Annotated in this window: 14 protein-coding genes; 8 read left to right on the plus strand and 6 right to left on the minus strand. The window is 48.0% G+C overall.

Going from position 1 to position 13,918, the window contains the following annotated elements; genetic code table 11:
- Positions 1-8: 8 nt before the first annotated feature.
- Both ACFPK9_RS00125 and ACFPK9_RS00130 read left to right on the plus strand, forming a co-directional pair.
- Complete coding sequence (locus tag ACFPK9_RS00125; RefSeq protein ID WP_377092489.1) at positions 9-1,295, plus strand: alpha/beta hydrolase family protein; 1,287 nt, start codon at positions 9-11, stop codon at positions 1,293-1,295.
- 56 nt (positions 1,296-1,351) lie between these two features.
- Positions 1,352-2,491 carry an LOG family protein gene (locus tag ACFPK9_RS00130; protein WP_377092490.1) on the plus strand — a complete coding sequence of 380 codons (1,140 nt, stop codon included), beginning with the start codon at positions 1,352-1,354 and terminating at the stop codon, positions 2,489-2,491.
- Between the two features lie 90 nt (positions 2,492-2,581).
- On the opposite strand, the gene ACFPK9_RS00135 is transcribed toward ACFPK9_RS00130, so the two are convergent.
- The 5 genes from ACFPK9_RS00135 to creB form a co-directional block, all read right to left on the minus strand.
- Complete coding sequence (locus ACFPK9_RS00135; protein WP_377092491.1) at positions 2,582-3,211, minus strand: ABC transporter ATP-binding protein; 630 nt, start codon at positions 3,209-3,211, stop codon at positions 2,582-2,584.
- A 180-nt stretch (positions 3,212-3,391) separates the two neighbouring features.
- Complete coding sequence (locus ACFPK9_RS00140) at positions 3,392-4,213, minus strand: ABC transporter permease (protein ID WP_377092492.1); 822 nt, start codon at positions 4,211-4,213, stop codon at positions 3,392-3,394.
- Positions 4,214-4,363: 150 nt separating this feature from the next.
- A complete protein-coding gene (gene modA, locus ACFPK9_RS00145; protein WP_377092493.1) occupies positions 4,364-5,128 on the minus strand; it encodes a molybdate ABC transporter substrate-binding protein in 765 nt (254 codons plus the stop codon).
- A complete protein-coding gene (gene creC, locus ACFPK9_RS00150; RefSeq protein ID WP_377092494.1) occupies positions 5,125-6,582 on the minus strand; it encodes a two-component system sensor histidine kinase CreC in 1,458 nt (485 codons plus the stop codon). The genes modA and creC overlap by 4 nt, the downstream gene beginning before the upstream one ends.
- Positions 6,572-7,267, minus strand: coding sequence for a two-component system response regulator CreB (gene creB / locus ACFPK9_RS00155; RefSeq protein WP_377092495.1), 696 nt, complete (start codon positions 7,265-7,267; stop codon positions 6,572-6,574). Before creB ends, creC begins: the two co-directional genes overlap by 11 nt.
- A 72-nt stretch (positions 7,268-7,339) precedes the next feature.
- Between creB and hrpA the strand changes: the two genes are divergently transcribed.
- Genes hrpA through ACFPK9_RS00170 form a run of 3 tightly spaced genes read left to right on the plus strand, consistent with a single transcriptional unit; the run spans position 7,340 to position 11,062 of the window.
- Positions 7,340-9,781: an ATP-dependent RNA helicase HrpA gene (gene hrpA / locus ACFPK9_RS00160; RefSeq protein ID WP_377092496.1), complete on the plus strand. Its 2,442-nt coding sequence runs from the start codon at positions 7,340-7,342 to the stop codon at positions 9,779-9,781.
- A complete protein-coding gene (locus ACFPK9_RS00165; protein ID WP_377092497.1) occupies positions 9,717-10,226 on the plus strand; it encodes a DUF3418 domain-containing protein in 510 nt (169 codons plus the stop codon). The genes hrpA and ACFPK9_RS00165 overlap by 65 nt, the downstream gene beginning before the upstream one ends.
- A complete protein-coding gene (locus tag ACFPK9_RS00170) occupies positions 10,223-11,062 on the plus strand; it encodes a DUF3418 domain-containing protein (protein WP_377092498.1) in 840 nt (279 codons plus the stop codon). Before ACFPK9_RS00165 ends, ACFPK9_RS00170 begins: the two co-directional genes overlap by 4 nt.
- Positions 11,063-11,198: 136 nt before the next feature.
- Here the strand turns inward: ACFPK9_RS00170 and ACFPK9_RS00175 are convergent, their stop codons facing one another.
- The gene (locus ACFPK9_RS00175) at positions 11,199-12,149 is read right to left on the minus strand and encodes a LysM peptidoglycan-binding domain-containing protein (RefSeq protein WP_377092499.1); all 951 of its coding nucleotides are present in this window, start codon (positions 12,147-12,149) and stop codon (positions 11,199-11,201) included.
- A 350-nt stretch (positions 12,150-12,499) separates the two neighbouring features.
- Here ACFPK9_RS00175 and ACFPK9_RS00180 point away from each other — a divergent pair, with 350 nt between their 5' ends.
- The 3 genes from ACFPK9_RS00180 to ACFPK9_RS00190 all read left to right on the plus strand — a co-directional run bounded on the left by ACFPK9_RS00180 (position 12,500) and on the right by ACFPK9_RS00190 (position 13,917).
- On the plus strand, positions 12,500-12,895 hold the full coding sequence (locus ACFPK9_RS00180; RefSeq protein ID WP_377092500.1) for a hypothetical protein: 396 nt from the start codon (positions 12,500-12,502) through the stop codon (positions 12,893-12,895).
- An 80-nt stretch (positions 12,896-12,975) separates the two neighbouring features.
- Positions 12,976-13,296: a bactofilin family protein gene (locus ACFPK9_RS00185; protein WP_377092501.1), complete on the plus strand. Its 321-nt coding sequence runs from the start codon at positions 12,976-12,978 to the stop codon at positions 13,294-13,296.
- A 108-nt stretch (positions 13,297-13,404) separates the two neighbouring features.
- Positions 13,405-13,917 (plus strand): GtrA family protein, encoded by a 513-nt coding sequence (locus ACFPK9_RS00190; protein WP_377092502.1) that lies wholly within the window; start codon positions 13,405-13,407, stop codon positions 13,915-13,917.
- Position 13,918 lies beyond the last annotated feature (1 nt).

Here is a 13,918-nt window from a genome sequence, read left to right on the forward strand (position 1 = left end):
TCATTGCTATGTCTCGTTTTTTCTTACCGCTAGCACTGCTAGTTTTTTGTATTCTGCCTGTGATTAGTCATGCTGATTCTATGCGAGTATGGACGAGTACTTCTGGTACTAGCATCCAGGCTGAATTGGTCGAATCAGATTGGGACAAAGTTGTGTTGTTACGTGAGAACGGTTCGGAGCTGAGGATTAAGATGAATCAGCTTTCGCCGGCTGATCAGGATTTCTTACTCAAGTACATTGAGGAAAAGAATAAGGGAGAAACGGGTATTTCCGAGATTAATGCTGTGGCGGGCAAGGTACGCCAAAATGTGCGCTGTGGCGATGATTCGCGCTGGGGATATCATCTTTATTTGCCAAAAAAGTTTCATAGAGGTAGAGAGTGGGCTGTTTGTTTTGTGATGGCTTCTGGTGGAGGGAAATCATTCAAACCGATGCAGAAGTATCTCAGTGCAGCTGATCGATTAGGGTGTGTTATTGCCTTATCTATAGAATCTAAAAATGGCTTTGCCGACTCAGACATAGCAATGGCAGCAATGGCTGATGATGTTTTTGAACGCATTCCGGTGATAGAGGGCATGGCGTTTTCTTCAGGGATGTCGGGCGGATCGCGCATGGCCTATCTTCTAGCTGAGAGAGATAAGAGGATTGCAGGTGTTCTGGCCTGTGGGTCTGGGAGTGGTGTTTACCTCAAGGAGAAGGATTTCAGAGATGCGAAGCTTCGAAGCTCAACCTATGTGTACAGCCTTATTGGAACTAATGATTTTAACAGGACAGGAGCTTCGAAAAGTCATGATGGGTTTTCGAAAGAGTGTCGTCTCCGTTTCTTTAAAGGATTTCATGACTGGGCTGGTGCTCCTTTGATAGAGCAAGGCTTGTCCAGAGTTTATGGTGCTGCTCTCGAGGGTTATAATGGTATAGATTCGCAAATGTTAGAATTGGATTATGTGAAATCAGTGAGTGCTCTGATTAAGGGATTGAATGAGAAAGCGCCATGGGAGGCATATTATCTGAGTTCGTATTTAGATGATCAGAATTTACTCACTTCTGAACTTGAGGTAGTGCATGAGATTCTTGAAAAGGATGAACGTGTGCATCTAGCACTCGAAGCTGAGAATGATATTAGGAAGTTCACGAAAAAGTATTTAGTGCCAGTGGGATTCTACGTGGAGGATGTGCAGCCTAATGTTCGGCGTGAAGTGGAGGCAAACAAACTCGCAGGTAAGTATGACTCAATCCCACACGGTGAAATGATCCGTCTTTTAGGGAAAGCTTCTCGACCTCCAAAGAAAAAATAACATTTTCTAGCAGGATTTAGTGGCGGCCTAAATGAATACGATCTAGAGTTATTTCTATGAGTGAACGCAATCATAGAGATGTACCGCAGGAGAAGGATTTTACGGGGGGGATGATCCACTCGGCATCCTGTTCCTATGTGGGAACGACTGGCGAGAAGAAGCTGGATGATCGAATCATGGAGATTTCACAGCAGATGGACCGTGATGGGAACTTCTGTTTACTGGCGGAAATGCTAACAACTGCAGTTCGGGTATCGCGTAGCTCAGTAAGCCAAGCCGATTTTAAATTAATGAATCGCGCGTTGAAAGAGATGCGCATTTCCTCTGAGGTATTTTACCCCTATCGCCATTTGAAGAAGGTTGGGATTTTTGGTTCTGCGCGGACTAAGCCGGAGGAGGTTGAATACATCACTACTGTGAAGTTTGCGCAGCGGATGAAAGAAGAGGGTTTTATGACGATTACTGGAGCCGGCCCAGGGATTATGGCGGCAGGTAATGAAGGTGCTGGGCGAGATTTCAGTTTTGGACTCAATATTTCCTTGCCGTTTGAGTCCTCTGCAAACCCATTTATTTCTAAAGATGAGAAGTTAATAGACTATAATTACTTCTTCACTAGGAAGTTGTCTTTTGTCAAAGAAGCTGATGCGGCCGTTGCTTTGCCAGGTGGTTTTGGCACAATGGATGAGATTTTCGAGGCTCTGACCTTGATTCAGACGGGAAAGGCCTTGATCTATCCGCTCGTCTTGTTGGATGCCCCAGGTGGTAAATATTGGAAGTTTTGGAACCAATTCATCGAAGAGCATCTCATGCGTTTAGGGCTGATTTCCGAGTCCGACTTTTCTCTATTCAAGGTGACCGATGACATCGAAGTGGCGGTGAAAGAGATTGTGGATTTCTACAAGAATTTCCACTCGTACCGCTATGTTGGAGATAAGTTAGTGATTCGCTTGCAAGACGCAATTGACCCTAAAGATTTTGAGAAGTTGAAGAAAGATTTTGCGGATATAGTGAAGACGGGAGAAATGCTTCAGTGCGGTCCATTGAAAGAGGAAATGAATGAAGTGGAGCTAGCTGAAATGCCAAGAATCACATTCAGACATGGTCGTAATGACTTCGGGCGTCTCAGACAATTTATCGATGCGATCAATAAGGCAAAGATAGCAACTACGTTAAGCAATCTGGAGGATAAGTTATAAGCGACGGCTTTGATGAGTGTGAGAAAATCTAGAATGTTTCGAGTTCAGCGCGGTAATCTAGGTACGTAGGGCTCAATGGTGCTGATTTCGTTAACCAATGAGGTCGTGGATCGAGAGCTTGATTGAGGCGAGAGTCTTGGCTTCTTGTTGAGAGTGGGTGATATGAAGCGTGGTTATTTTTTCACGTTCGATCGAGGACTTAATGCAATCGAGAGTTTCGGCATGGGTGGTTTCGTCAAGACCGGTGAGGGCTTCGTCGAGACAGAGTAATCTGGGGCGAGTGGCGAGGGCGCGGCCGAGGGCCACACGTTTGGATTCCCCACCGGAGAGCATGTTCGGTTTACGATCGAGTAGGTTTAAGATGCCGAGTTCTGTCGCGAGTTGTTCTACGCGTTGTTGAATTTGCGCGGTTTCCCATTTTTGGAGACCGGGGCCGAAGGCTAGGTGTTCGTGCACGGTGAGGTGAGGAAAGAGGGCGTTGTCTTGGGGGACGAGAGCGACATTGCGATCACAGGGGCGCAACTGGGTGATGTCGTGATTATCTAATAAGATTTCTCCTTCATGTACTTTACGCAGTCCGCAAATGGCTTCCATGATGGTGGTTTTCCCAGATCCTGAAGGACCCATGAGAGAAAGGCATTGGGCATCAGGGATTTCGAAGCTAATGGAGTTGAGTTGGAAATTACCTGAGCTGATAGAAATGTTGGAGACGGACAGCAATGTTTAATGTTGAGTGTTAAATGTTGAATTGAGACGCCTGCGGCGTTGGGTGTGTGGTGCCATATAGAATTGATAAATGGTGCAAAATTCTTTGTGTGGACTCAGGAAGTTGTGTTTTATGTGTCTGACTAATGGAGTTTTTATTGATGTTTGGCTGTTGTGTTTATGATTTCTCATTTGTCACTTTCGGTCCCCGACTAGGCGGATAGTGAGGATGGTGGCGATGGCTAGGGTGATGAGAATGAGTGAGACGGCTGCGGCTCCACCGAGATTGCCTATGTTGACTTCGAGGAAGACGGAGGTGGCAAGGACTTCGGTGCGGCCACGAGTGGCGCCGGCGAAGACCAGAATGGGGCCAAATTCGCCGAGTGCGCGGGCCCAAGCGAGGACTCCAGCGGCGAGCACACCGCGACCAGCTTGAGGGAGTGCGACGCGCCAGAAAGCTTGGGCGCGATTGCAGCCAAGGGTGAGGGCGACCATTTCCGCACGGGGGGATAGCTGTTCAAAGGTGTTTTTCATGCTGCGGATAGCGAAGGCGGCCGAGATAGTGAATTGGGCGATGATGATGGCTGGGATGTGGAAAGTGACTTCGAGGCCGCGCTGGTTGAGCCATTTTTCAAGTGAACTTTGTTCAGTGGGGAAGGCGTTGAAAAGAATGAGCAGGCTGAGGCCGACGACGAGCGGTGGGAGGATGATGGGGATGTCGAGGATCGTGTCGAGCAAGGTGTGTCCACGAAATCGGAAGCGGGAGAGGGTGTAACCGATGGGGACCGCGAAGATGAGGGCGAGGATGGCGGATATCGTGCAGGTGAGGAAGGTGAGAGTGAGGGATTGCTGGATTGATTCACTGCCCACCGCCGCGAGGAGGTCGGCCCAGGTAATGTAGCTAGCGCTGGCAGCGACAAGAAGGATGATGACTGCCGCGTAAAGTGCTGTGAAGCCATAGAGTGTCGTGTAGAACGGTAGGTCAGATGATGGCTTAGTTGGTAGCGTGGCGTGCATTGGTGAATCGGAAGATTAGCGAAGCGCTGGGGAGTGTCTAGTGCTGTCTTAGTCGTAGCGCTCCTGTTTGTGTGGAGGGACAATGACCTTGAGTTGCGATGGGGGGAGCGGCCTATGGAGGTACTATCTCATTCGTATTTTCTCTTTGCCTTACTGAACTATCTCGTAGTGGTGCTTTTTGAAGATGGTTTGACTGCTGGCGTGAGTGGTGAGGAAGGTGATAAATTTTTGAGCGAGTGGTTTGCTGTTGGAGGATTTGAGGATGGATATGGCGGCGAATTGTGGAGGAGAGTTCAGGATGGAAGTGTCGATGGTTTTGATGTTTGGGAATTGTTGTGCAGTATTTTTCCATGCGATGGTGGCATCGGCTGAGCGGAGTGCGACGTCTTCGATGACTCCATTGACGGTGGGTTTGTAGACGATGATGTTTGGTTGGATCGTATCCCAGAGTTGGTGTCGCTGGAGGAGGTTCTTTGTGTATCTGCCGATGGCAGCGGAGTCTTCGGCAAAAGAGATTTTGATGTTGGGTTTGCTGAGGTCGCTTAGGGAATGGATCGATTGGTTAGATTGGTGGACAACGATTACGGCTTGTTGCGCAACTACTGAAGTGGCGCTGCCGGTGAGGTAGTTCCCAGCTTGGTTGATGTAGGATTGGTTTGCTGGAAGGTAGAGATCACCGCGGCCTAATTGAAGCTGGCTGAGTAGTGCTCCTGAACCATTGTAGATGACTTGAATACTGGTTCCTGTTTGTTGTTCGTATTCTTCAACAATTGCATTGATCGGAGCTTGGAGACCTGCTGCGCAGTAGAGTGTGAGGGTGGTTTTCGAGTTCGTGGAGTCACGTAGTGCGAGTAGGGCGAGGCAGACGACTAGTACAGCTAGTAAAGTGAGTAAGAGCGTGCGAGGGCGGTTCATGAACTGAGTGGCAGGGTGAGTGTGGCGATGGCACCGCCCGATGGGTGATTTTCTAAGGTGATTTCTCCCGAGTGGAGTTCGGCTACTTCTTTTACAAAGACCAGCCCGAGTCCACTGCCTTTTTCGTTTTCTCGAAGCGAGAAGAAGTGCTCGAAGGCGCGTTCTTTTACGAATACAGCCAGACCGGGTCCTTGGTCAAGCAAGGTGATTTTTGCTTGATTTCCTGAGGTTTCGGCGCTGAGAGTTATGGTGCCATTTTGGGGTGAGAACTCGATGGCATTTTCTAGCAGGTTTGCAATGGCTGTTTCTAACATCATTTCATCGCCCATAATTTCGAGTTCCGGTGGACAATTGATTTCTAGATTTAGTTTCTTAGCTTCGAATCGAGCGCGCGTGAGTTTGTGTAATTGAGTAAAGAGGGGGGCGATGCGAATAGGGTGGAGCTGGTGGAGCTCGTCCTCGGCTTCCAAACGTGAGAGTTTGAGGAGGCCGTCGATAATTTCGGTCGAACGCTTGGTTTCTTTGCGAATGTTAGATAGAAATTTATTTCTTTGCTCCGCTGGCATGTCCTCCTCTAGCAGCTCTGCGGCTCCTTGGACGGCCGCAAGAGGGGATTTCAGCTCGTGGGTGAGCATCTGAGTGTAGTGCTCCATGTAACGGCGTCCATCGAGTGAAGCACGCATGTCACGGAGAGCGCGGCCGAGTGTGTTTGCTTCGCGACTTTTTCCGAGGTTTGGATAGCGTGGGCGTTCACCCCGGTTGATGGCACGGGCGTATTCTGTGAGTTTGCCGAGTGGGCGGAACAGCCAAATGAATACTGCGATGATAAAGAGAGCGATTCCGGATCCGATGACTGCGAGGGAGAGGAGGATGTTGCGGTGGCGTTTGGCGATGAAGGGGAGGACATCATTTTGAGGCTTGTAAAGTGAGAGTACGCCGAGAATTTTACCCTCTGCGTTTTTGATCGGGGAAGCGACGTAGAGGATAGAGCTTTTTGAGTCGTCATGGGTTTCGCGGGTGGAACGTGTGGCGTACTTGTCTTGGAGGGCAAGGTGGACATCGTTGAAATGAGAGAAATCTTTACCGATGCGGTTGGGTTTTCCTGAATCGAAGAGAATGATTCCATCTGCTCCAGTGAGGTAGAAGTTGAGACCAATTTTTGTTTTTTCAAATCCGTGAATTTCGGCCTTGAAGGTGTGCAGCTTCGCTTTAGAAAATGCTTTTTCGAGGCTGGAGTGATTGAGGGTATTGATCGATTCTAGGTGGGTTTCGACGTGAGCCGCGAAGAGATGGACAGCTTCAACGAGTACTTCTTCTGTGGCCTGAAAGGTTTGGTTTTCTAACTCATTGGTTAGGTTTTTATAGAGTGAGTAGAAACCGAAAAGAGTGACGGCGGCAACCAACACGGTGACAGAGCGCGTAATGCGGACAGGGGCGAAGGGATCAATTTTCATCTGGAAGATGGAAGCAATAGCCTAGACCGCGGCGGGTTTGGATGAGCTCACAGCAGAGTTCTGAGGCATCGCGCAGTTTGGCTCGGAGTGATTTGATATGGGCGTCGATGGTGCGATCCATGGCCGACCCAGGGTCTTCCCAAGCGTGTTCTAACAATTGGTCACGGGTAAAAGTGCGCCCAGGTTGGGACATGAAGGTGGAGAGGAGCTTGTATTCGTGAGCTGTGAGATCGAGCTCGGAGCCAGCACAAGTGATGCGCATTGCTGAAGGATCGTGATGAATGAGAGCTGTGTCTGCAGGAGATTGCGGAGTGGGAGATTGAGATCGGCGTAGGATGGCGCGAATTCTGGCAGCGAGCTCGCGAGGACTGAAGGGTTTGGTTACGTAATCGTCAGCACCGAGTTCGAGGCCGAGGACGTGATCGATTTCTGAGCTGCGAGCGGTGAGAAAGAGAATAGGTATGTTCGAAAATTGACGCACTTCCTTGCAGACATCGAAGCCGAGTATATCAGGCAGTCCGATGTCAAGCACGAGGAAATCGAATTCCTGTTGTTTCATGAGTGGGGCGACTTCACTTCCGGTGGCGAGGTGGGTGGTAGTGAAATTTTCGGTTTCCAAGGCGTAGATGAGATTTTCAGCGATGGAGTGTTCGTCTTCGACGATCAGAATGTGCGGGTTCTGCATGGTTGACGGGAAGGCTAGAGAGTTTTATGCGTCTTGCTAGCTAGATTTTGCATCTCTTACTTGAATTTCGCGGTGATCTATAGCCCTCTTGCTGCACTCATGGACGGTCAGCAACTTCAGATTACTTATCCATCTCTTCCTGTAAGTAAGGAGAGAGAGACGATTCTTGAGGCAATTCGCAAGAATCAAGTCACTGTAGTGGTGGGTGATACGGGCTCTGGAAAGACGACACAGTTGCCGAAAATGGCTGTGGAATATGCACAGGAATTGGCTCTAAAGGGGAGAGTGGGTTGTACGCAGCCGAGGCGATTAGCGGCGGCGAGTGTGGCGAAGCGAGTGGCAGAAGAAATGAAGGTACAACTCGGGAGCGAGGTTGGTTATCAAGTTCGATTTCAGGATAATACAAACAAGTCGACCAAGGTCAAATTTATGACAGACGGTATTTTGTTAGCTGAAACCCAAGGTGATACTGAGCTGTCGCAGTATTCGGTATTGATTATTGATGAAGCACATGAGCGGAGTTTGAATATCGATTTTTTGTTGGGGTATTTGAAGATTCTTCTAGAGCGTCGTCCAGATCTGAAAGTGTTGATTTCATCGGCAACTCTGGATGCTGGTGGGTTTGCTGATTTTTTCAATGGTGCTCCAGTGGTCCATGTGGAGGGACGTACTTTTCCTGTGGAGACGGAGTATCTGCCGCGCGAACAGAGTGAAGATATGGCACGACACGTGGCGCGTTCGATCGAGACTATTTCGAGAACTGATAGACAGGGAGATATCTTGGTCTTCTTGCCGGGTGAGCGTGAAATTCGCGAGTGCTTGGATGTGTTAGATGGTCGCCAGTGGGCTGGAACGGATATTTTACCCTTGTTTGCGCGATTGGGGCTGAAAGACCAACAAAAGGTGTTCAATCCTGATGGAGCGCGACGTCGTGTGGTGTTAGCAACGAACGTAGCGGAGACATCGCTGACGATTCCAGGGATTGTTTACGTGGTGGATACTGGCGTGGCGCGTGTGAGTAGGTGGAGTCCAGCGCAGCAGGTGCAGCGGCTGCAGATCGAAAAAACATCACAGGCGAGTGCGAATCAGCGTAAGGGGCGTTGTGGGCGCGTGAGTGAAGGTGTTTGTGTGCGTTTGTATGAGGAAGACGATTTTGATGCGCGGTCGGAGTTCACGGATCCTGAGATTCGGCGATCATCGCTGGCTGGGGTGATTTTGCGAATGAAGTCGCTGGGTTTGGCTGCGATCGAAGATTTTCCTTTTTTAGATCCACCGTCGAGCAAGCATATCAGCGAGGGTTATAAGACCTTGCGTGAGATCGGGGCGATTGATGGTGAGAATGAGCTGACTAAGATCGGGCGACAACTCGCGCGGATTCCGGTAGAGCCAAGGTTGGGTAAAATGCTGATCGAAGCGAAACATCGAGCTTGTCTGGATGCGATGTTAGTAATTGTTAGTGGTCTGAGCATCATGGATCCACGCGAGCGACCAGCGGAGAAAGCTAAGGAGGCAGACGCGGCTCACCAGAAATGGCAGGACGAGGATTCCGATTTCATGTCATTGGTGCATTTATGGTGTGAACTTCAACAATTTAAAGATGGTAGAAAGTGGCGGCAGAACCAGCTTCGCAAATTCTGTCGTCAGCGATTTTTAAATTTTCGTAGGGTGTTAGAATGGGGGAATTTGCATCATGAATTGGCGGTGTTAGGTCGGGAGGCATTTCGTTGGCGTACACATGTGATGCGTGAGGGCGAGAACCACTCGGTGGATTATGATGCGTTGCACAAAGCTTTGTTAGGTGGGATGCCTAGACAGGTGGGCTTGTTTGACAAAGAGAAACGCGTGTACAAAGGTGCGGGTGGGCGTGAGTTTGCCATTTTCCCAGGATCGGGTTTATTTGGCAAGAAGCGGCTAGATTGGATACTGGCATATGAAATGGTGGATACTACGCGCTTGTGGGCGAGACGTGTGGCGAAGCTGAATCCGCTTTGGTTAGAGGAAGTGGCTCTACAGCTCTGCCGTTATAGCTACCACAGCGCGAGTTGGGATAAGAAGCAGGGTGCGGTGTATGCCAAGGAAAGAGTGGTTTGCAGTGGCTTAACTATTGTCCTTGGCAGAAATGTGCATTTTGGAAAAATTGATCCCAAGGCGGCACGAGCGGTGTTTATTCGCGATGGCTTGTTAGGTGGGGGAATGAAGAAGAAGCCAGAGGTGTTAGAAAGGATCGAAGGATTCCGTGAGGAGGTGGCAGCGATGGAGGTAAAGCTTCGTCGTCGAGATGGGGTGTGGAGTGAAGAAACGGTGGTGGAGTATTTTGAAAAGGTGCTACCTGAGGACATGAGTACTGCGAAGCAATTTTGGCGGTGGATGACGAAGAATGCTTCGAAGTTAAAGCCTAAGATTGAAGATTTTGTATATGGAGATCTGCCTGACACTTCGCTGTATCCTGATGAACTCTACTACGGTGAGGACGACCTATCCTTTATATTATCGAGTGGCGCCGGGCGAGGTTGATGACGGTGTGACGGTAGGCGTGAGCATTGATTTACTTTCGACATTTCCGACATGGTTACCGGAGTGGGGGGTGATGGGGCAGTTAGAGGAACGCGTACTATTGTTGATCAAATCCTTACCAAAGAGCCAACGCATCGCGTGTAATCCTGCGGCACAAACGGCTGGTGTATTTGCCGAAGAATGGGAGCGGAGGACACCTCGGTATAGCTTGTATCAAGAATTGGCAGATTTTTTGACGGCTCATTCTGGAGTGCGAATAGATGCGGGAATGTTTCAGGTAGAAAAGCTGCCTGAGGAGTTACGGATGAAGGTGTGGGTGTATGATGAGGATGGTCAAGAGTTAGGAATGGGCTACAATGCAGCGGAGCTACAGGATGAGCTGAAAGGGCTGATGACGGAGCGATTCGAGGAAGAGACGGGGCGGAATTTGATTTTTCTGGGATGAAGGCATGGGAATGCGGGGATTTACCAGAGCGGGTGGAGTCTCCTAGAGGGGTAGGTTTTCCAGCCTTGGTTGATGATGGCGATGGAGTGAGTGTGAAGGTGTTTTCAGATCAAAAGGAAGCTGAGTTTTCGCATCTACAGGGCTGTATCCGTTTATTTCTTTTTCGTAATGCTGACCATGCGAAATACATTTCGAAGCAGATGCCATTGAGTCTGGAGGCGAAAATGTATCTACCGCATTTGGGGAAATCAGGGATGAGTCAAGCTACTTTGCTCAGAGCAATCGTGGCTGCTTGTTTCCAGAGTAAGTTACCGAGGTCGCAGGGAGAGTTTTTAAAATTAGCGGATGATGGCCGTGGGGAGCTTTATCTACATGCAGAGAAAATGTGCGAGTCTCTGGCTTCAGCGATTGGTGACTATCGTGTGATAGAGTCTTGGTTAGAAACGAATCGCAGCAACCCGAATTTTGAGGAGATTGCTGAGGACATTCAGGAACAAATTGACTGGCTATTTAGAGACGGCTTTGGAGTGGAAGCTGGTTGGCAGCAATTGCTTGATTATGAGCTGTTTTTCAAGGCAATGTTAGAGCGGACTCAACGACTTAAGGCGCACCCAGTGGTGAAGGATCTTGAGAAAATGGATAGAGTACTTGATCTTTATTTGCCGTGGATGGAGCAATGGAAAAATAGGAAGAGTGATAGGGGGCTAATCGAAGCAGGTTATTACCTGGAGATGCTGCGCGTTGTCTTGTTTGCTCCGAGTATCAATATGGCAGGAGCTTTGAGTGAGAAAAAACTTCGTGAATTGTTAGTGCAATTGGGAGTGGTGTTTAGTTAGGTTAAGTTAACATCGACAATTAGTGTAAACGCTGTGAATAGCGGTGAATTTTATATACGAAAAACGCTCAGAAGCGGTATGCCTCTGAGCGTCTTCATTGTCTTAGAAACCTGTGGGGAGGAATTTTAAAGAATTCCTAGTGGTGGATGTTAGGAATGTAGAGCTCTGAACCTTGTGCGAGAACTGTGCTTTTGGTGAGCTTGAGACCGTTCATTTCGTTGATCTGATCGACACTAGCTCCGTGGGCGGAAGCGAATTCTCCGAAGGTCATTTGACGCGTGACGGACACGGTGCGGACTTTCACTTGCTTTGGTTCGTAGGCTACGGGTTGAGTCTTTGGTTGTGGTGCAGGCTGCTTAGCTATTTCTTTTTTAGGAACAGGGCTAGATTTAGTGACTGGTGCTTTTTTAGGAGTTGCTTGCTGCTTGGCGAGGGCAGAAGGAGAGTTGCTGATAGAAGAGCTTGAGCCGCTAGAGAGTTTAATGTTTTGGCCGATCTGAATTTTGCTCGGGTTGAGGCCTTGGTTGAGCTCTAGTAGGTTCGCGACCGTCGTATCGTTTTCTCTGGCGATTTTGTAGAGACTATCACCTTTCTGAACTGTGTATGTTTTAGTCGTTGTCGCAGGCTTAGCGGCGACTTTGGGTTGTTTAAGCGGTGGAGCCACGGCGGGCAAGACTTCAGCTTTAGGTGGAGCAGACTCAATGGCGGACACTTTTGGAGTCGCGCCAGGAAGGTTGATGGTCTGGCCCACGCTAAGTCTGTTAGGGCTTACGCCTTTGTTAGCATTGAGAAGAGTGTTGAGAGAAATACCATTTTTCTTCGCGATTTTACTGAATGTATCGCCAGAGCGGATGGTGTAACTGCCTACAGTTTGTGGAGCAGTCTTTGAAGATTTAGCAGCCATTTGAGGTGCTGCGTTATTTTTTTCCAAGAGGGCATGGAGTTTATCGACCTCTTTTTCGAGCTCTTGGATAGTGAGTTCTTGGGCATTGCACTTAGCGCGAAGTGCTTCTGTGGATGTCGCAGCAGTAGCGAGCGGGCTCAATGAACCGATGAGAGTGGCAGTGATCAAGGTAGCGGGTTTCATGACGTGATGATACTTTATTAAAAATGTTATTTTGTAAAGATTGAAATTCAATAACTCTTACATACTTAGCGTTTAAATATCTATTTTAAAAGGAATTAGTGGATTAATAACTTGAGTTTTAGGGATGTTTTTAGGGTGAATACTTTGACTTTTAATGCCGCAGAAGAAGTATTTTAAAAACTTTTTTAAGAAAGGACACAAAAAAGCCCACCAAAGTGGGCGAAATAATAGAGTATCTAGAGTTCTAGACCTTACATGAGGGGGTAACTGTGCGTTTTGTTGGGCTTTGTGTGACGGAAATTATGGTTATTGGGACTTGTGATGGGTGATGTCTTGGCCATGGTGGGGGTATGGAAATCGTAAAAAGAACGTCTCAGGACTATACGGATATTGAAGAGATTTTGGGTGAAAATCCTGATGCTACTCAGCTAGAGATGTTGGCCGGGATTGACTGTGATGCTGAGGATATTGAGGCGCAGCGCCAAGCGGGAGAGGAGGATCCAATGGCCGCGATCGAATTGATTGCGCAGTGGAATCCGGATACGAAGGAAGGGATTCTGGATTGGTACTTTGCTCGCGAATCTACGATTGATGACGATGAGCCGGCAATTGAGCACGGTGGGCCGTTATTTGCTTTTCGTTTTACTTCAGATGAACCAGATCTTGAGATGTTAATTGAGAAAGCTGTGCCAGCGCTGAGCGAGGCGGTGGAGTGGGCAGAATTTACTCTGGACGAGGAAGAGTGATTAGCTGAATGGGGAAATATTGATTTTCGGAATAATCCATATTGCTCTCTGACAAAAATTATGCAGACTGCAGTTTAATTATGGCAAACGCAACAAATGTTCTAGCAAGTGGGATCGAAATTACTGGTTCTATTAAGTTTTCAAATGACATGATCATCGATGGTAAGATCGATGGTGAAATTACTTCTGATAAGGGTAAGGTTACAATTGGTGAAAACGCGCAGATCAAGGGCGATATCAAAGCTGGTGAAGTAAAACTTTACGGTAATGTTGAGGGTAGAATTCAGTCTGATCGTTGTGAGCTAAAGTCTAGTTCTAAGATCAATGGTGATATCAAGACGAAGATGTTCAGCGTAGAGGAAGGTGCTTCCCTTAAGGGTAGCACTGAAATCGGTGGATAATTTCGCGTCCCCATAAGTATTTTCCGAGACGTAGTTGGTTAACAGCTACGTCTTTTTTTTTTTTACAAGTTGATCATTTCTAGCTGAGTTGTTGCTTGGCACTCTGTGATGAAGCGTAAGCACAAGCTGTCGATTATAGTTCCTGTTTTTGGAGAGATTCCTCTGCATCCTGAGGTTGCGTTTGAGGAATTGAAAATGAAGGAAGGTCCATTGTGGGCACAGTTCTTTAAGTATGGACTTTGCGGTGTGCTATCGACAGTTATTTTAGTTTTGGTGATGCTCATGTTTCAGTTGTTTGCACCTGATTTTATGTCGAATGATTTGCCTGTGGAGGACCGTCAGGTGAACTTGAGAATTGCTCTATTTTCGGCGTTTGTACCAGCAAACCTGTTTGCATATTTTACTAATCGATGGTTGGTATTTACTCCTGGGAAGTATGGTTTTTGGCGTGAAATTGGAGTGTTTACCTTGATTTCGATTATTAGTTTTATAGGTGGTGAGGTAGGCAAGGTATGGATGGTGAACTGGGGGTTTGCTAATTGGGCAGCAGCAATGGCTTTTGCAGTGAGTTCTGCAATGGTGAATTTTGTAGCGAGAAAGTTCTTGGTCTTCGCACGTTAAT

This window comes from Rubritalea spongiae (assembly GCF_042652385.1).
GTDB classification, from domain to species: domain Bacteria; phylum Verrucomicrobiota; class Verrucomicrobiia; order Verrucomicrobiales; family Akkermansiaceae; genus Rubritalea; species Rubritalea spongiae.